Raw genomic sequence first — 18,086 nt, forward strand, 5'->3', positions numbered from 1 at the left:
CACCCATCAGCTCCTAATCTTCGGATTGAATATTTCATCCATGCCGGTGTTCATCATGTACAAGGAGAAGGTGATGATGGCGATGGAGACCGCCGCCGGGATGAAGGCCCACCAAGCGCCGGCAACCGGTGCTTCAAATACGAGCGCCCAGTTCATGATGATGCCAAGGGAGATCGTGTTATACGGTCCTAGCCCCAGCATCGAGATGGAAGCCTCGGACAGAATGCCCGATGCCGTCTGCAGCACGAAGGCCATGACAACATAGGAAGCGATGTATGGCAAAATCTCCGAGATGATAATGCGCGGCGTGCTGTACCCGGATATTTTCGCGATATTCACGTGATCCCGGTTGCGGAGCGAGGATGTCTGCGCACGCACAGCCCTGGCCGTCCAGGGCCAGCTGGTAATGCCGATGATGACAGCCGTGACAAATGAGCTGCGCGAATCGATGCTCACCGAGATCAGAATGAGGATGACAAAGGAAGGAATCACGATGAAGATATTGGTGATCGCGGTCAGCAGATTATCGATCATGCCTCCGATGTAGCCAGAGGCTAAACCGATCACAAGACCGATCACGGTAGCAAAGACTCCGGCAATGAGGCCCACCTGCAAAGAGGTCCGAATGCCGTAGATCAGTTCAAGAAATAAATCCCTGCCGAAGTTATCCGACCCCAGCAGCAGCTTCGAATCCGGCGGCTGGTACGCCAGGGCGATCATCTCCAGCGGGTCATTGCGGTTAAAGAGCGGGTAGATCAGCACCATGCCGATCATAGCTAGCAGCATGCAGGCTCCGAACATAAACTTTGGCGATTTGATCAATATGCGGAAGGAACTATTCATATTATTGCTCCTCCATCTGAGCGGCCTTGATTCTTGGATCAATCCAGCCGTAGATTAGGTCAATCGTAAAGTTGGCCAGCAGCACAGCCAGGGCGATCAAGAGGGTACAGCCCGAAATTAACGGATAATCCAGCTGACGAATCGCCGTGAACATCCAGGTTCCGATTCCCGGATAACTGAATACGATCTCACAAATCAGCGAACCGCCCACCATCGTACCGATGGATAACGCCAATCCCGTGATCTGGGGCAGCATCGCATTCCGGAATACATACCTCGCGATTTTGGAATCCCGAATCCCGAGAAGCTTGCTGTACAGCACATAATCCGAATTCAGCTCATAGATGGACATCTCCCGCATGCCAATGGCTTGGCCGCCAATCGTAACCAGCACGATCGATAGAAACGGAAGCGTGTGATGCCGAAGTACGGAAGCGAAGAATTCAAAGCTGAGTGACGGCACCATCTGATAATCGTAGCCCCCATGCAGCGGAAACCAGTTCAGCGACAGGGCGAACACATACAGCATGATAATGGCTAGGGTAAAGAACGGAATGGAATTCACGAACAAGGCCACCGGGAATATCACTTTATCGAACACGCCTTTGCGGTAGGCCGCCACGGCTCCCAGCACGTTGCCGATGATCCAACCAACCAGGATGGCCGGAAGCTGGAGCCCGATCGTCCAGGGAACTGCTGAGGCCAGAATCTCCGTTACCGGTTTCGGATAGAGCCCGAATGAAGTGCCCAGGTTACCGGTCGCCAAATTCTTCAGATAGATGATGAACTGTTCCCATAAAGGCTTGTCGATTCCGAACTCAACAAGAAACGTCTCATAGACCCGTTTGATCGTATCGCTGTCGGTCATCCCCTGCGTCATCTCGGACACAATCATGCTCACCGGATTTCCCTCAATCATCCTGGGCAACAGGAAATTCAACGTGACCGCAATCACCAGCGTCAGAAAGTACCAGAAGAACTTCTTGACGATATATTTTCCGTAAACGCTCAAGCAGCTCACCCCCATGGATCACACCCTGAATTTGGTGGAAAAGAGACCTATATCAGGGGTGTAAATCCGCCAATATAGGTCTTGGTTCATTGAGTTATATCCATCAGTTATGAATCTGATACAGCGACTTGATGCCAGCTCCATCCATCGAAATTTGAGGCGGGATGTTGCTGCCGTCCCCCTCGGTCGGGAACCCCTTCCATACGGATTCATTGACGGTGTCGAATACCCATGGACGATACATAAGCGGAATCGACGGGATCTCCTTCAACCAGATTTGGGTCAATTCGGTGTAGAGTGCTTTCAATTCAGCCTCGTCTGTGATGGTTGGAATCTTCTCGATGATGGCATCTGCTTGATCGTTCTTATACCGGCCCCAATTGTAGAATGCCATTTCGCCCATTGGCGCAACGCCCTTGGAGTACATGATAGTCATGGCGCGGTTCCACGGCTGGCTTGGGCTGACCCCACCGGCAGGCGTGTTCATGATGATATCGAACTTGCCGGTCTGGAGATCATTGGTCCATACCGGCGCTTCCGGAAATTTGGTTCGAATCTCGATACCGATTGCCTTCGCGTTCTGGGCAACAATCTCAAGCGCTGCATTCCAATCTGACCAGCCGTATGGACATTGGATTTCAAACGGGCCGAGGCGGGTTCCGTTCAAGACGCGGATGCCGTCTTTCCCCTTTGCAGCGCCGATGGAATCGAGTAGCGCATTGGCCGCATCCACATCCGTTGTCCACTGGAGCGGTTTGATAGCCGCCTGGTCTACATATTTCGCTTCGGCCTCCGTATTAAGCGTCAGCGACGGCTCCATTGGAGCCGAGTAGCCGCTGATGGCCAGCTCCGAAATTTTGCCGTAATCAATCGCCATGGCGATTGCTCTTCGGACATCCGCATTATTGAGTCCTTCCTTCGACAAATTGAAGAAGATCGATGGCATGGAGCCTGGCACATAATACGGAGCGTCTTTGATGTAGGTTTTAACCGGAGCCCCGCCCTCCCACATTTTCCATACCTGCGGAATAAACTGCTGCGATACGTCTACCTGACCGCTCTTAAATGCCAGATCACCCGCTGCATTGTCTTTATAAATAACATGGGTGATATATTTGGGAGCCGGCAGCTTGCCAAAGAGCGCTTGACCCCAGTAGTTATCGTCCCGTACAATTGTGATCTTCTGATCATTGTAAAAATACATTTTGTAAGGCCCTGTTCCGATCGGGTCCTCATTGACTTCTTTACGAATCGTGGCAAGGTCGTTATTGGCTTTCTTCTCGACCTCTTCCCATACATGTTTTGGCAGCATCGGCATAACCTCGATGCTGTCGAGCACCGTCAATTTGTTCGGATTGTCTTTATTCAGCTTGATGTTCACCGTTTGTGGGCCGTCTGCCGTTACGTCCTCGATGTACGTCCAGAAGCTGCTCCAGTTGATGTCGTATTTTTTGCCGAGCTGGTAGGTATAGACAACATCATCGGAAGTAAACGGCTTGCCGTCGCTCCATTTGGCATCCTTGTTCAATTCGATCTTCAAAGTCAGATCGTCGGTCCACTCATACTTGGTACCCAGGAGCGGCTCTAACTCGCCTGTCAGCTGATTGACCATAAACAAGGTTTCATAGACGAGTTCCCTGGAGTTTCCGTAGTTAATCGGAAATGCCGGGTTTCCGCTAAGCAGATTGAAATTCGTAGGTGCCCCCCATTGCAAGCCGTTCACGTAAAGCGTTTCATTTCTCGGCGTCGCTTTCGCATCGCCCTGCGGTGCTGGCTCATCACTGCCTCCGGGTGTCTTTACATCTTCTTTAGGCGGCGGGTCTGATGCTGTCGGCGGCGGCGTTACGCTTTGGCATCCGGCGACAAAAAAAGACGCGGCCAACAATAGAATGAACATGGGTCTCAAAACTGTTTTCAGCTTCACTTGTGAACCCTCCATTCATGGAAATGTGTTCGTTTCTTAAATGCTGAGTGTCTGGGTCATGTGTGCTTCGATTTCCTGCAAGCGCTTTCCTGATGGATTTATATGTTTCTCGTTTCAATCTGAGTACGAATAATTTTTGTTATTTTTATTCAACGTTCAAGGATTTTTCCAAATGGACGTCGAACTTGAATGGACATGGTTAATCTAGCGGACGATTCGATATCCTTCAAAGGGGTGGGCCTACTGCCTGTGATTAAAGATGTTTTGCTGCAGCTATTGTTTGCGTTGATGCCTTTTGTCGCATACAACATCTATTACAGAAAACTGACAGTCAACTATTCCCGTAATTTCATCATTGTCATTTGTTCGTTGTGCATGCTGCTGTCCATGACCTTTGCTTCGTCCGTTCAAAGCGGGCTGATCTTTGACGTGCGGTATGTCATTATGTTCTTCGGCATGCTGTTCGGAGGGTTCACGACAGGGGTAATCCTGCTTGTGGAATTTCTAATTTATCGGCTGTACATTGGCGGAGCCGGCATGATCGACGCTATCATTATTTTGATCTTCACGTACCCGTTGTCCGCTTTGCTGTCATTTCTGTACCATCGGAGCAAACACAAGTTTTGGATCATTTTCGTAGCCGGCATCAGCTTCTCGTTCATCCCGCTCACGGTGCTCTATATAACAAAACCAGACTACATCATGAATTACTTTCTTTTTAATATATTAGCTATTCCTGTTACTAACTCGCTTGGCATATGGCTGCTTGTTACCCTGTTTAACAAATCCGTATCCGACAAGGAGCTTTACCTGCGATATATCCAAAATGAGAAAGCCGAAGCCGTGAATCATGTCGCTGCCTCTCTAGCCCATGAGGTCCGCAATCCGCTGACCACCGTACTTGGATTCCTGCAATTGATTAAGAGTGGGACGTTTCCTCAGGAAAAAACTGAACGTTTTCTGGAAATCAGCATGGAGGAAATTCGCCGAACCGAGCAAATCTTGTCCGAATACCTCTCTATTAGCAAGCCTTACTTGCCGTTTCAGCAAAGAATCGAGCTCTCCGCCCAGATCAAGTCTGTCGTCGAGCTCATGACTTCATATGCCAATATGAGCAACGTGACCCTCAGCGCTGACTATCCTTCGCTCCCCATCTACATTTTAGGCAGTCCGGCGGAGCTCAAGCAGTTGTTGGTCAACTTTATTAAAAATGCGTTTGAGGCCAGTAAAGACGTCGATAGGGGCACGGTCCACATCACCATCTATGAAGAAGCTGAGCAGGTGTCCATCGAAATCAAGGATAACGGGGTCGGCATGACCCCTGAGCAATTGAGCCGTCTCGGGTCGATCTACTATTCCACCAAAATGAGTGGCACCGGACTTGGGCTCACCTTCTCCTATCAAGCCATCCGCGCCATGAATGGAAGTGTCTCGGTACGGAGCTCGCCACGATCAGGGACGGTGTTTCTCATTACGCTCCCGCATGCCAATATAAATCCATAGGTGATTTGTGCACGCAATCCATTAACGAAAAAGAGAGACGCTTCTGTAGTTACCAGAGCGTCTCTCTTTTATTGATGCAGTAATACAATTTCTTTTGCTGCAAAACTTCTGTTATTTTTGCTTAAGGTGTATAAGCCTTATTGGTATTTAGGGAGCCAGTCACCATGTGCTTCGATCAGATCGTCGCACAGGCTCTTAATGTCATCAATGGACAACTCGGCAGCCGTATGCGGGTCGAGCATCGCTGCATGATAGATATGCTCCTTCTTACCGGTTGCCGCCGCTTCCAGCGTCAGCAGCTGGGTATTAATATTGGTGCGGTTCAGCGCGGCACATTGCGGAGGCAGATCGCCGACATAGGTCGGGGTTACGCCGCTGGCATCGACCAGACACGGAACCTCAACGCAGGCTTCCTTCGGAAGGTTCGTGATCAGTCCCGTATTCATCACGTTACCGCCGATTTTGAACGGAACATTGGTCTCGATCGCTTCCAAAATGTAGGAGGCGTATTCATGCGAGCGGTTGTGCTTCAGATCCTGGTTGTTTACGAGGTCCTCACGCATCGCCTTCCATCCCTCGATTTGGTTCACGCAGCGACGCGGGTATTCATCCAGCGGGATGTTAAAGCGCTCGATCAGCTCCGGATAGTTGCGCTTGATGAAATATGGATGGTATTCGGCGTTATGCTCGGATGACTCCGTGATGTAGTAACCGAAGTTCAGCATCATCTCAAGACGGACCATGTCATGATGCTTCTCCTTCTGCTTCTCGGCCGCGCGCTTCTTAATTTCCGGATACAGGTCCACTCCATCCTTCGTTACCTCAAGCAGCCATGCCATATGGTTGATGCCGGCGATTTTGGCCTGCACGCCTTCCTTTTCCATTCCCAAATTATCGAACAGATGCGGAATGCATGCCTGGACGCTGTGGCACAAACCTACGGTTTGCACGCCGCCCAGCGTGTTCATGGCATTGGTCAGCACGGCCATTGGATTCGTATAGTTCAGGAACAATGCGTTCGGACAAACTTCCCGCATATCAGCTGCGAAATCCAGCATGACCGGGATGGTACGGAGGTTGCGGAATATCCCGCCGATTCCCACGGTGTCGGCAATCGTCTGTCTGAGTCCATACTTCTTCGGAATCTCGAAGTCCGTGATCGTACACGGATCGTAGCCCCCAACCTGAATCGCGTTAATGACATATTGTGCTCCGCGAAGAGCCTCCTTGCGGTCACTGTATGATTTGACGACACAGGTGCTGCCGCTGGTTTTCTTTATATTATTCAGCATGTTCTCCGAGTCTTTCAAACGGATCGGGTCAATATCATACAAAGCAAGTTCAAACCCCTGCAAAGCCGGTGTCTGCATGCAATCCCCCAGAACGTTCTTGGCAAACACGGTACTTCCTGCTCCGATAAATGTAATCTTAGACATCAATAAATCCCCTCCCTAAACTTCATGAATTAATACGCTTTCACAAGACTAACTATATGATAATCGGTCTTTTTTGAATATGGAGCAAAACAAGTGTGATATGGACATTTGTTGTTTCATTAGGTAAGCTAACCCTAACACAGCATCCACTTCATCGATTGATATCGCACTCGTTTAAGGGGGGTTAAACCATGTCCATTTTGCCGGACCATACACTCTACACGATTGGTATGAATCCTTCGCCGGGCGGTCACGACCTGAACATCCTGTTCAGCGGGGAGGGAACTCCCGTACCGCGCCACAAAATCGGGCCCATCATCCATGATTACTGCCTCATTCACACCGTCTTGACAGGTCAAGGCATATTTGAGTGTGCCGGCATCGTACATCATTGCCAGGCAGGCGATACCTTCGTGATCCTTCCCGGCGTTCTTTTCAGCTATGAAGCGGACGACCGGAATCCCTGGCATTACAACTGGGTAGCTCTACAGGAGAAGGGGACCAACTTGCTGCTTGCTGATATGGGCGTCACACCCGCTAGACCGATTATCCGCTGCACGGATGAAGCCGAGCTACGTTCCCTGGCCGAGATGTATCGTCATCTGCGCATCGGCTTTAACCAATCGGATCACCCCTGGCTTGAGGATCTTCAGGCATCCGGGTGGCTCCGATTGCTGCTCCATAAGCTGGCGATGTTAAACCGCGACCATCTTCCGTCGAACTCCAATGACGTGCCTGATATCGAGCGGGGCGTAAGGCAGACCGAGAGATGGATCTCGACCCAGTATCACCAACAGCTCTCCATCGATCAGATGGCGAAGGCGCTTGGCTATCACCGGGCGCACTTATCCAAAATGTTCAAGCTGCATACTGGCCTGTCCCCCATGCAATATCTCATGAAGGTACGTATCGAAAAAGCCAAATCGCTCATGAAATCGTCCTTCTCCATTCATGAAATAGCCTCCTCTGTCGGTTTCAATGATGCACTCTATTTCTCCAAGCAGTTCCGCAAATGGACATGCATGACCCCAAGCGAATATAAATACAGCCTGGAGAAAAGCTCTAATAAAGCATGATCTATATACGGACAAGGTACGTAATGCGGGTCGAACAAGAGCAGACGAAAAAGCCGCCGGCACTCCTGCCGGCAGCTCTTATTGAAACGATTTAACTTATGCCTGCGCCTCATACAGCTGCACGATCTCAACAATCGTTTGAACGGCCAAAACCATATTGTCGGCCGATACATACTCATACCGCCCGTGGTAGTTCTCCCCGCCCGTGAAAATATTGGGTGTCGGCAGGCCCATGTACGACAGTTGAGAGCCGTCGGTGCCACCGCGGATCGGTTCGATAATCGGGTTGATTCCCAGCTTCTCCATGGCTGTCTGGGCGATATCGACCACTTCTTTGACTGGCTCGATTTTTTCGCGCATATTATAATATTGATCTTTCATCTGAAGCATGATCCGCTCGGCTCCATACTTGTTTTGAAGCTCTTCTACGATGGAGGCCAGCTTGGCCTTTCTTCCTTCGAACAGCTCCGGGTCATGATCGCGGATAATATAACGGAGCTCGGTCAGCTCCACATCGCCCTCGATGGAAGTAAGATGATAGAAGCCTTCATACCCTTCCGTATGTTCAGGCGCTTCTTCCGCAGGGAGCATGCCGTTCAGCTCCATGGCGATTTTCGCCGCGTTGACCATTTTACCTTTGGCCGTTCCGGGATGGACATTCTTGCCTTTGCAAGTTACAAGCGCCGCTGCCGCATTAAAGCTTTCGTATTGAAGCTCCCCCAGCGGTCCGCCATCCATCGTATACGCGTATTTAGCCCCAAAGGCCTCCACATCGAACTTGTGAGGTCCTCTCCCGATCTCCTCGTCCGGCGTAAAAGCAACCCGGATTTTACCATGCTTCAGCTCCGGGTGTTGAATCAAATACGCCATCGCCGTCATAATCTCAGCAATTCCAGCTTTATCGTCAGCTCCAAGCAAGGTGGTGCCATCCGTTGTTACGAGTGTATGTCCCTTGTAGCCGTCCAGCTCCGGAAAATCCCGCGGAGAGAGCACCACATTCTGCGCCCTGTTCAGAATGATGTCTTGTCCATCATATTGTTCGACAATCTGCGGTTTGACACCGGCACCCGTAAAATCGGTAGCCGTATCGATATGTGCCAAAAAGCCGATGGTCGGGATTGGTTTATCCGAGTTTGCCGGAAGTGTAGCCATCACATAACCATTCTCATCCATCGTTACGTCCTGCATACCGATTTCCTTCAGCTCGTCCACCAGCAGCTGACCCAGCGTCAGCTGTCCCGGTGTAGAAGGGCAGGTATTACTGTTCTCGTCTGACTGCGTATCCACTTGTGCATAGGTAATGAGTCTGTCGATTACTTCTTTTTTCATAAATTCTCAACTCCAATACGTATGGGTATGTAAGATGTACCTCTCAAATTCATCAAGAGTATACCATATTTGGCCGCGCTCAAAAAAATAACCGTTCCCCAAAACCTCGGAGAACGGTTGATGCGAACCATAAAATTAGCCCTTTATTCAAAAGCCGGCAGTGCAATCTCGGAATAGTTATCCTCGAAGAACTTCTTCACTTCCGGGCTGGTCATTGCCTTAGCAAGCTTCTGGATCGGCTCGGAATCCACATTATCTTTACGGGCCACCAGGGTAATGGTGAATTCGGAGTCGTTGCCTTCGGTTACGAGAGCATCTTTCTTAGGGGTAAGCCCCAGCGGTTTCGCATACGCCGGTGTCATGGCAACCATATCAACGTCGTCGAGCGTACGGGCGAGCATCAACAGATCCACCTCGGTGAATTTGTATTGGTGCGGATTCTCCACGATATCCGCCTGCGTCGCTTTAATGCCAACGCCTTCCTTCAGCTTAAGCAGGCCGTTCTTCTCGAACATCACCAGAGATCGGCCGATGTTGGAAGGGTCGTTAGGAATCGCGATCGTCGCACCGTCCGGAAGCTCTTCAATGGTCTTATATTTTTTGGAGTAAGCCCCAAAAACGGCATTATAGATCGGCGTGACCGGAACCAGTTCCGAGCCGTTGTTCGCATTGTACTCTTCCATATACGGCACATGCTGGAAGAAATTTGCATCTACCTCTTTATGGGCCAGCGCATTGTTTGGCTGCACGTTATCGGACAGGATCCGGATATCCAGATTGATGCCTTCTTCTTTCAGCATCGGCTTCACCAGGTCAAGCACCTCGGTCATTGGCGGAATGAGCGTTGCGACTTTTAGCGTCACTTCTTCTTTCGCTTTGGGCGCCGTGTTCTCCGGGGTTTCGTCCTTGGCAGCCTGCTGTCCGCAGCCTGCCAGCACCAGCAAGAGGGTCAGCATCAGCAGCATTAATTTCTTATTCATCGTAGGTTACCTCCAGGTAAAATATAATCTGTGTACATGCGTTAAAAAACATAATTAAACTTTTCTCTTATCCAGCAGTCTGGATGCCAGGTTCCCGCCGAACTGGATCGACTGTACCAGAATGATCATAATGATGATCGTAAATGACATAAGCTCTCCCTCAAATCGCTGGTACCCGTAGCGGATCGCGAAATCCCCGACGCCGCCCCCGCCCACGATTCCCATAACCGTGGAGTACGAGATAAAGCTGATCGTGGATGTTGTCAGCCCGAGCACAAGGCCCGAGCGGGCCTCCACATACAGGAATTTGTATATCATCTGAAGTGTGGATGCCCCCATGGAAGCGGCAGCCTCCATTACTTCCTTCGGCACCTCCAGCAAGGATTGCTCTACCAGTCTTGAATAATAAGCCACCGCAACGACGGATAAAGGCACCGCAGCGGCGAGCGTCCCGAGGGATGTGCCGACAATCCACCTCGTGACCGGAATCATAATGACAACCAGAAGCAGGAACGGGAATGACCGTATGACATTAACCAAGGCATTCAGAATGGAGAATAACAGGCGATTCTCATAGTGCTGGCCTTTTCGGCACAGAAATAGCAGTGTTCCGACCGGAAGACCCAGTATTATAGCGGCAGCAATCGATATGCCCACCATGATGAACGTCTCGCCAATCGCCCGCCATATTTCATTTTGATACTGCAGGACATAGGCTAAATAATCACCCAAATATAAAATGATGTCATTCATGGAACCAAAAATCCCCCCACTTCCCCTGCACTGTCAGTTGAAGATCCAGAATCCCGAGAAACCTCTCCATCACTTCGCTGATTACGGTACGTTCTGCTCAGACGTCCGTTCTCCATCACGGACACCTGGTCGCAAATGCCGTTCACCACGTCCATCTCGTGGGAAACGATCACGATGGTTACCCCCAGCGTCCGGTTGATATGCCGGAGCACCTCCAGAATGTCCGCAGTTGTCTGCGGATCCAAGGAAGAGGTCGGCTCATCGCACAACAAGACGGTCGGCGAATTGGCTAACGCTCTGGCAATCGCTACCCGCTGCTTCTGCCCGCCGCTTAGCTGAGCTGGATACGACTTCGCTTTATCCTCAAGCCCGACAAAACGCAGGACCTCCTGGACACGATTTACCCGCTGGGCCTTCGGTACCTTCGCCAGCTCAAGCGGCATGGATACATTGCCCCATACCGTCCGGTTGCTGACCAGCTGGAATAGCTGGAATATCATGCCAATCGATCTTCTTGCCTCCCGAAGCTCCCTGCCGCCAAGGGAAGTCAGCTCCTGACCATTCACCATAACTCGGCCAGAATCCGGTCGCTCCAGTACATTCATGATGCGCAGCAGCGTCGATTTCCCGGCTCCGCTCGTGCCGATGATTCCGTGTATACTTCCCTCCTCAATATGGAGAGAGACAGCGTCTATCGCCTGATAACGGTCACTGCCGCTGCCAAAGCTTTTACTGACCTCTTGCAGTGAGATCATCATAATCCCCTCCTTGCACATGAAGAAAGCCCGCTTGGCTATACCGCCTGCGAGCATGTTATGCTGCAACAACTATTGAATCATACCACAATTTTGGACAAAATGTGACACCCCTTATTCGCTGCCAGAAAGTGCAAGTTCTCAGGACAAATAAAGCTGATGCCCATACATGCCCGTTAACCGTTCTACCGCCTTATTCAGCAAACTCTCCTCAAATCCCTCCAAGCCTTCGATGGCTTGGATTTTATCTGCTGGCGACATCTCCTTCTGAAGATGCAAGCTCCAGTTCACGATGGCCTGTACGGCATCCTCATGCTCGAACTGGCCGTAATAGATATGTGCTTTGTACAGATAACTGTCGGCATGCTCGGGAACCAGCTTCAATACCTCGTCAAAAGCAGCCAATGCCGCATCCTCGTCCTGATCCTTGTAATAGATCTGTCCCAGTCTGAAATAAGCGCCCGGATGACCCGGTGAAAGCTCCAGCACTTGCAGCGTGTCTTCCTTCGCACGTGCGTAATCCGCCATCGTATAATAGATTCCACTTCGCAGGCTGTACAGGCTGCCTTGTCCCGGGTTCAAGCTGAGCCCTTGGGCGCAGTCAGCTAATCCGCGTTCCAACTGTCCAGTCTCCACAAAGCAAACGGCACGAAACTCGTAAAATCTCGGATTCGACGGATGCGCCTGAATTGCCTGGGAATAAGCGTCGATGGCGAGGTCCCACATGCCCATCTCCTTATATATATGACCACTGGCCGCCAGATACGTCGGATGCTCGGAGAAGGACTCCTCCTGCTTAACCGCTTCCTGCAGCTCAAGCAGCGCTTCCTCGTTGCGTCCTTGAAGATAGAGCACATAACTCAGCTTGTTGCGGATTTCAGTCCCATCCTGAAGCGCGGCTGCTTCCTTCAAAGCCTGCTCCGCGGATGGCAGATCATTTATCTCCATATAAATATCGGCGCGCTGCACATAGTTGGGGGCATCATCATTCTCAAGCTTAAGCAGCTTGTCATTGATCGCGAGCGCCTCCTCCTGACGACCCAGCCGGTAGTAACAATCGGCCATCCAATAGCAGGCCAGCGGGGAGTCCGGCTGTCTTGCATACAGTTTCGAAATCAGCTCGTAGGCTTGTTCTTCCAGACCATCCTCGCGATAGATCCGGGCCAAATCGAAATACGCCCTGTAATCGTCCGGCTCTGCTTCAATGGCCCACTCCAAATCCGCTTTGGCTGCATTTTTATTATCGGACCGGTTGAAGACCTCCGCTCTCTTTAAGTAAAGCTCGTATGAATCCGGATACCGCTCAATGGCCTCCGACAGATAGTGCTCGGCCTGTCCCATGTCCCCAAGCTGCACGTACAGTTCCGCCATGGGTTTCCGAAAGGAATACGCCTCCCGCACTTGCCGCTGAAACGTCTGAAATGCGCCATAGCTGTAATTGGTGCTGTCTGCGAACAGCGCATATCCGCCATCCGCTTCTGCCTCATACCGATCAGCCAGCTGAATCCCCTCCTGCAGCACACCTACGGCTTCCTGCACATGATCTATCAGATCCAGGGATACGGACAGCATGTAATAATACATCGGGATGGCGCGTTCCGGCTGCTGGATACTTAGGCGAAAATATTGCGCCGCCTCCGACGGGTTACCGCTCTCATAAAAGGTCATGCCCAGCTCATAGTAAGTCGAAATAACCGTGCTGTCGTCCTCTCTCTTGATGCTTTCCTTCAGATCCCGGATCGCCTCGTCATACTGGTTCAAATCCTTGTGGGCAATCCCCCGGGTATACCAATTCATATAATTGTCGGCATTCAATCGAATCGCTTCATTTAGATCCTCAATGGCCTCGCGCTCCCGGTTCAGCTCACGCAAAATATGAGCGCGCCGCTCATAAGCACGATGGCTTCCGCTCGTATCGATCACGCGCCCCAAATAAGCTACGGCCTCTTCCGAATCGCCGCTGTTGTGCAGCAGTTCCGCATAGTGCAGCTTATCATTGAAACTGGTAATGGCACTTTCGCCTTTTCGCATATATTTAAGGGCTTGTTCAAAATCCCGCTTCTTCCTGTAATGGTTACCGATACGGAACCAAATCCGCTTCATCAACTTCATGGTGGCTCATCCTTTATATGTAGATGTTATTCTTGGGCTCGTATAATTAGAGCAGAGGATTCCTTCCTCTCATCTCTATATTATACTTCCTCTATGTCCATTTGCACCCAAATTAAAGAGGAACCCTGCAGGCTCCTCTTTAGGTGTGTATCCTATTATATTGTACGAGGTTACCAAAAATGTCCAATCAAAAGGAATACAAACGTTATTTAGTGAAATGATTTGCTTTATTCTGCTAACGGACTTTTCCAGCATAGTATGCTGCTGTACTCAGTGAAATTCCCCAGATCAGAAAGAGTGCGTACCAGAAGTATCCCCACAGCGCCATGGGGCTTGCATCTTGAGCTGCATACATTGGGGCAGACTGAACGCGGCCAACCGCTAACAAATACTGCATGACGAAGTAAGTAAATCCCCATAATGACAACAAAACAGAACCGATGGCAGCAGGTATAATTAGCAACCATTTCGGTAAGCGTAACCCCCACGGTCTGGCAAAAGCAAGCGCGAATATGGCTGCCAATAAGGCCAGGGTACCCATTCCCCAGTAACCGATCACATGCGTCCAAAATTCATCAGGCGCTTCCTGGAAATCCCCCGGGAATGCAAACCCGATACCAAGTCCCCACCAATAATGGGGGAAGCCATACATAACAGCGGCAATGCAAGCCGTATACCCGGCTTTTTTCATTCTTGAATTATTCATATCAATCACCTCAAGCTCATCATACTTAACGAAAAGAGCATTTAGATGACTTGAAGTTTAAGTTTCGTTTAAATATGCGGTGGAGCCTGCGCGACTTGGTTCAGTACACCTTATGAATCACATCTTCGAAATCGGGATCTTCCATATCGATATCATCCAGCTCGCCCCAGCGGCCCAGCTCTTTAAAAATATCAAGCGTGTTCATCTCGCGGCGGTTCACCTCAATGGTGACAGTATTGTCCAGCGTGCTTGTCACCCGGATCGGGACGGTTCGACCGTCTTCACGTAAAGATTGATCGGGAATGACAAAAGGACCGCGGAAAGTAACGGTGATCACGGTAGGCAGCCCGATGGTGTCGCGTAAAGACTTTACCGTTCCATCATAAGACAGTTCGCCGTTGTTAATGACCATGACGCGATTACAGAGCTGTTCGATATCATCCATATCATGCGTCGTGAGCAGTATGGTTTTGCCGAATTGTTGGTTAATCAGCTTGAGAAAATGGCGGATATTCCGCTTGGCGTTCACGTCCAGCCCGATCGTCGGCTCATCCAGGAACAGCACGTCCGGATCATGCAGCATCGCGGCGGCGAGGTCGGCGCGCATGCGCTGCCCGAGCGACAGCTTGCGCACAGGCGTTTCCCAGAACGCCTGTAAATCCAGCAGTTCAGCAAACTGACCGAGCCTGCGCTCCTTGTCCGTCTGATCCACGCTGTACATTTTAGCCAAAATATCGTAGGAATCCTTCACCGGCAAATCCCACCACAGCTGGCTCCGTTGACCGAATACGACGCCCAGGTTATTTACGACACTGCGCCGTTCCTTGTGCGGATTCATGCCTCCGATCGATACGTGACCCGAGGTCGGGTGGAGAATGCCGGTCAGCATTTTGATGGTGGTGGATTTCCCGGCCCCGTTCGGTCCGATGTAACCGACAAATTCCCCCTGCGCCACTTGAAAGCTGATTCCCTTCACGGCTTCCTTCGTCCGGTATTCTCTCGTAAACAGGGTTCGCAGCCCGGAGAAGCGCCCCTCCTTCACAACCGGCGTTTTGAACTCCTTGCGTATGTTGTGGACTTCAATCATTGACGCGTTCCTCCTTTTAGCTCCCTGTACTTTGATATTTGGTCAAACCAAACTGCCAGAATTTCAGACTTAAGTAGAGGCATATCAGAGCCGCTCCAGCCAACGCAGGCAGCACCCAGGCTCCGAGCTCGCCCCGCAGTATGTATAATGACGGGATGTAATTGACTAAACCGACCGGGACCACGATCAGCAGGAGCGATGACATCCATTTGGGATACAGCGTGAGCGGATACTGAGCTGCTGTCCGGGCCGCGTCCTCCGTAATATTTTGAAGCTCGGTGATCCGGGTCGTCCAAAAACCGAACGTTGCGGTTGCGAGGCCGATCGAGAACAGAATGACCGCTCCCGTGACGATAATATAAAGCGATTGCGGCAACGCGCTCCATCCGACCTGACCTGCTGCCATCATGCCATGCAGCGACCACCAGAGCAGAAAACCGCCCTGCAGCACTTCGCCCAGCATAATCCGGAACTTCTGCGGCATGAGCGCCAGCAGCACCGGCATGGGACGGGTCAGCAGCTGGTCAAGCTCTCCGTTAACCAGGTAGTGTTCAAGATGATGCACTTCATCCGCAAACGTCCGGTAGAGCGTCTTCGATAAGGTCATCACGGCAAACAAATACCCGATTTCATGCATGGACCATCCCTGGATGGCCCCAAACTTGTAGAGCACGATAGCGACCATAAGGAATTCGGAAATTTGAATCAAGGCGGCGAGAAACGAAGCCAGAATAAAATTAAATTTGTACTGCATACGGCTTTTGATGCTGGTACGGATCAGAAGCGCGTATAGAGATAGCCAGGATCTTGTGGTCATCCTCCTTGCACCTCCACTTTCCGTCTTAGGAAACCTGTTGCCAGCAGGCTGGCCAGTGTGAGCAGCACGCACCATAGGAGCGTCCCCCATAGATAGGAAACATCCTCAAAACCCAGATAAATTCGGGTCGGCACATAGAGCAGATAAGGATACGGCGACCACCAGGCCAACGTCTGAAGCCAGCCCGGCAGCCATTCAATCGGAATGAAGAAGCCTGCAAGAAGATTGATCATCGCATGGTTGCCCCAATACAACCAAGACGATTCCGTTGTCCATAATGCGGATGCGCCGATGAGATAGTTGATGCAGATCGATAAGTAGGCGGCACCTGCAAGCGCAATGGCAACATAGAGGAAGGTTGAAGCTTTTCCGGGTAAATGGAGCGAGAAGGCAAAGTAATACACCAGGTAGATCGGGATCGATTTGTAAACGAATTGGTAGGCGATTTGCCCCCATTCCTTGGCCATCAAATGACTGAACAAATGAACGGGGCGCATCAAATCCAGAGAGATATGGCCGGTTCGCACGGCTTGGGGAATGCCGAGGCCATTCGTGACGAAACTGGAAACCCAGAGCGCAGCTTGCGTAAAGGCGATATAACCGACCATTCCCTGCGTTCCGTAATCTCCGAGCGCGTAGTCTGCACCGAGACCGATCCAGATACAGGCATACATGAAGCCGAACATCGCGCTGGCGATATTGTGCACCATGTGTGCGCCGCGATACTGCAAATTGCGGGCATAGGCTTTGGAAGCCAATGTGAAATAAAGCATGAAGCACCTCCGATAAGCATTTTAGATGGCGGACCCATCCACTTCAGACAAGGCGAAAATGAGAGAAGGACAATAGCATACCAGAACGTTCCATTTCAGGCAAGGCTTTTTTCGGAGGTAAATTGTGAAGGGATTCGGCATACAAAAAGGCCAACCAGAAGATTCTGGCTAACCTGATAATACAAAAGAAGCCTTCTCCTCCCGGGCCAGTTTCGAAAAAAACCACCAAGGGAGTTTGAAGACTTCGTTGTTGGAATATGCAATTGCTTCGGCGTCATCATCATATACGCTGGTACACGTTGTCAGATCACGTCCCTATGCTTCATCGGCTCTTGAAACTCGCCGAAATACTCTATCAGGAAGGACTGGAACTCCCTGGCGGCCTTGGACAGATATCGCCGCTCCAGCCAAGCTACGGTGAAGGTGCGGTAGCAGGAAGGCTTCTCGATGCGCACCATCGCGAAGGACGGCTGTTCATCCCCTTTGCAACCGGGTACAAATGCCGCTCCAAGTCCGGCGGATACGAGGCTGGCCAAAGCTGCAGGTTCATCCACTTCACAGACGACATTCCGGCTAATCCCGGCCAAACGGCAGAACTCCTCGTTCATTTTTCGAAACGGGTGGCCTGCTTTGTATTCGATGAACGCTTCCCCCGCTACCTCCTGAAGGGTTATGCTGGTCCGTCCCGCCAATCGATGACCGTGAGGCACCGCCAAGAACACCTCGGCATGGAGGACCGGGATCTCCCGAATGTTGTCTTCATCCAATGCTGCTGCGGTAAAGCATAGATCGACCTCTCCGTTCTCCAACATCTGAACCATCTCCATCATCGAGTCGGGCGCAATTTGGACAATGCGGAAATTCACTTCAGGATACCGTGTGCGGAAAGCGCCCAGTGCTCTGGACAGCCGGCTTAGCGGCAGCGTAAGCTGCAGGTTCAAACCACAGTTTCTAAGTAAGGAGAGCACAACAGATACGAT

At 50.9% G+C, this 18,086-nt stretch carries 16 protein-coding genes; 2 read left to right on the plus strand and 14 right to left on the minus strand.

Going from position 1 to position 18,086, the window contains the following annotated elements; all coding sequences use genetic code 11:
* Positions 1-6: 6 nt before the first annotated feature.
* The 3 genes from J7E85_RS17065 to J7E85_RS17075 all read right to left on the minus strand — a co-directional run bounded on the left by J7E85_RS17065 (position 7) and on the right by J7E85_RS17075 (position 3,779).
* Entirely contained in the window at positions 7-843 is an 837-nt protein-coding gene (locus J7E85_RS17065; protein ID WP_215159741.1) for an ABC transporter permease, read from the minus strand.
* A gap of 1 nt (position 844) precedes the next feature.
* Complete coding sequence (locus tag J7E85_RS17070) at positions 845-1,855, minus strand: ABC transporter permease (RefSeq protein WP_251035778.1); 1,011 nt, start codon at positions 1,853-1,855, stop codon at positions 845-847.
* 103 nt (positions 1,856-1,958) lie between these two features.
* Positions 1,959-3,779, minus strand: coding sequence for an ABC transporter substrate-binding protein (locus tag J7E85_RS17075; protein WP_215159745.1), 1,821 nt, complete (start codon positions 3,777-3,779; stop codon positions 1,959-1,961).
* A 195-nt stretch (positions 3,780-3,974) separates the two neighbouring features.
* On the opposite strand from J7E85_RS17075, the gene J7E85_RS17080 reads away from it, so the two are divergent.
* Complete coding sequence (locus tag J7E85_RS17080) at positions 3,975-5,282, plus strand: ATP-binding protein (RefSeq protein ID WP_215159829.1); 1,308 nt, start codon at positions 3,975-3,977, stop codon at positions 5,280-5,282.
* A 137-nt stretch (positions 5,283-5,419) separates the two neighbouring features.
* Here the strand turns inward: J7E85_RS17080 and melA are convergent, their stop codons facing one another.
* Positions 5,420-6,718, minus strand: a complete 1,299-nt coding sequence (gene melA, locus J7E85_RS17085) for an alpha-glucosidase/alpha-galactosidase (RefSeq protein WP_215159747.1) — start codon at positions 6,716-6,718, stop codon at positions 5,420-5,422.
* A gap of 191 nt (positions 6,719-6,909) precedes the next feature.
* Here melA and J7E85_RS17090 point away from each other — a divergent pair, with 191 nt between their 5' ends.
* A complete protein-coding gene (locus tag J7E85_RS17090) occupies positions 6,910-7,794 on the plus strand; it encodes a helix-turn-helix transcriptional regulator (RefSeq protein WP_215159749.1) in 885 nt (294 codons plus the stop codon).
* Positions 7,795-7,890: 96 nt separating this feature from the next.
* Here J7E85_RS17090 and pepT read toward each other — a convergent pair whose 3' ends face one another.
* From pepT to J7E85_RS17140, 10 genes are all read right to left on the minus strand, one after another.
* On the minus strand, positions 7,891-9,123 hold the full coding sequence (gene pepT / locus J7E85_RS17095) for a peptidase T (protein ID WP_215159751.1): 1,233 nt from the start codon (positions 9,121-9,123) through the stop codon (positions 7,891-7,893).
* A gap of 143 nt (positions 9,124-9,266) precedes the next feature.
* Positions 9,267-10,103, minus strand: a complete 837-nt coding sequence (locus J7E85_RS17100) for a MetQ/NlpA family ABC transporter substrate-binding protein (protein ID WP_215159752.1) — start codon at positions 10,101-10,103, stop codon at positions 9,267-9,269.
* Positions 10,104-10,157: 54 nt separating this feature from the next.
* Complete coding sequence (locus J7E85_RS17105; RefSeq protein ID WP_215159754.1) at positions 10,158-10,856, minus strand: methionine ABC transporter permease; 699 nt, start codon at positions 10,854-10,856, stop codon at positions 10,158-10,160.
* Complete coding sequence (locus J7E85_RS17110; RefSeq protein WP_215159755.1) at positions 10,853-11,611, minus strand: methionine ABC transporter ATP-binding protein; 759 nt, start codon at positions 11,609-11,611, stop codon at positions 10,853-10,855. The genes J7E85_RS17105 and J7E85_RS17110 overlap by 4 nt, the downstream gene beginning before the upstream one ends.
* Positions 11,612-11,752: 141 nt before the next feature.
* Positions 11,753-13,723, minus strand: coding sequence for a tetratricopeptide repeat protein (locus J7E85_RS17115; protein WP_215159757.1), 1,971 nt, complete (start codon positions 13,721-13,723; stop codon positions 11,753-11,755).
* A 235-nt stretch (positions 13,724-13,958) separates the two neighbouring features.
* A complete protein-coding gene (locus J7E85_RS17120; protein ID WP_215159759.1) occupies positions 13,959-14,429 on the minus strand; it encodes a DUF3995 domain-containing protein in 471 nt (156 codons plus the stop codon).
* Positions 14,430-14,529: 100 nt separating this feature from the next.
* A complete protein-coding gene (locus tag J7E85_RS17125) occupies positions 14,530-15,516 on the minus strand; it encodes an ABC transporter ATP-binding protein (protein WP_215159761.1) in 987 nt (328 codons plus the stop codon).
* Positions 15,517-15,532: 16 nt separating this feature from the next.
* A complete protein-coding gene (locus tag J7E85_RS17130; RefSeq protein WP_215159763.1) occupies positions 15,533-16,333 on the minus strand; it encodes an ABC transporter permease in 801 nt (266 codons plus the stop codon).
* On the minus strand, positions 16,330-17,106 hold the full coding sequence (locus tag J7E85_RS17135; RefSeq protein WP_215159765.1) for an ABC transporter permease: 777 nt from the start codon (positions 17,104-17,106) through the stop codon (positions 16,330-16,332). The genes J7E85_RS17130 and J7E85_RS17135 overlap by 4 nt, the downstream gene beginning before the upstream one ends.
* Positions 17,107-17,408: 302 nt before the next feature.
* A complete protein-coding gene (locus J7E85_RS17140; protein WP_251035779.1) occupies positions 17,409-18,047 on the minus strand; it encodes a LysR family transcriptional regulator substrate-binding protein in 639 nt (212 codons plus the stop codon).
* Between the last annotated feature and the right edge of the window lie 39 nt (positions 18,048-18,086).

The sequence above is a fragment of the Paenibacillus sp. ISL-20 genome (assembly GCF_018613005.1).
Classification (GTDB): Bacteria; Bacillota; Bacilli; order Paenibacillales; family Paenibacillaceae; genus Paenibacillus_AQ.

Excerpts from the sequence above, each read along its gene's own strand:
- J7E85_RS17065 (WP_215159741.1), bottom strand. The coding sequence starts at position 843 with ATGAATAGTTCCTTCCGCATATTGATCAAATCGCCAAAGTTTATGTTC.
- J7E85_RS17110 (WP_215159755.1), bottom strand. The coding sequence starts at position 11,611 with ATGATCTCACTGCAAGAGGTCAGTAAAAGCTTTGGCAGCGGCAGTGAC.
- pepT (WP_215159751.1), bottom strand. The coding sequence starts at position 9,123 with ATGAAAAAAGAAGTAATCGACAGACTCATTACCTATGCACAAGTGGAT.
- J7E85_RS17125 (WP_215159761.1), bottom strand. The coding sequence starts at position 15,516 with ATGATTGAAGTCCACAACATACGCAAGGAGTTCAAAACGCCGGTTGTG.
- J7E85_RS17090 (WP_215159749.1), top strand. The coding sequence starts at position 6,910 with ATGTCCATTTTGCCGGACCATACACTCTACACGATTGGTATGAATCCT.
- J7E85_RS17080 (WP_215159829.1), top strand. The coding sequence starts at position 3,975 with ATGGTTAATCTAGCGGACGATTCGATATCCTTCAAAGGGGTGGGCCTA.
- J7E85_RS17105 (WP_215159754.1), bottom strand. The coding sequence starts at position 10,856 with ATGAATGACATCATTTTATATTTGGGTGATTATTTAGCCTATGTCCTG.
- J7E85_RS17100 (WP_215159752.1), bottom strand. The coding sequence starts at position 10,103 with ATGAATAAGAAATTAATGCTGCTGATGCTGACCCTCTTGCTGGTGCTG.
- J7E85_RS17130 (WP_215159763.1), bottom strand. The coding sequence starts at position 16,333 with ATGACCACAAGATCCTGGCTATCTCTATACGCGCTTCTGATCCGTACC.
- J7E85_RS17115 (WP_215159757.1), bottom strand. The coding sequence starts at position 13,723 with ATGAAGTTGATGAAGCGGATTTGGTTCCGTATCGGTAACCATTACAGG.
- melA (WP_215159747.1), bottom strand. The coding sequence starts at position 6,718 with ATGTCTAAGATTACATTTATCGGAGCAGGAAGTACCGTGTTTGCCAAG.
- J7E85_RS17120 (WP_215159759.1), bottom strand. The coding sequence starts at position 14,429 with ATGAATAATTCAAGAATGAAAAAAGCCGGGTATACGGCTTGCATTGCC.
- J7E85_RS17135 (WP_215159765.1), bottom strand. The coding sequence starts at position 17,106 with ATGCTTTATTTCACATTGGCTTCCAAAGCCTATGCCCGCAATTTGCAG.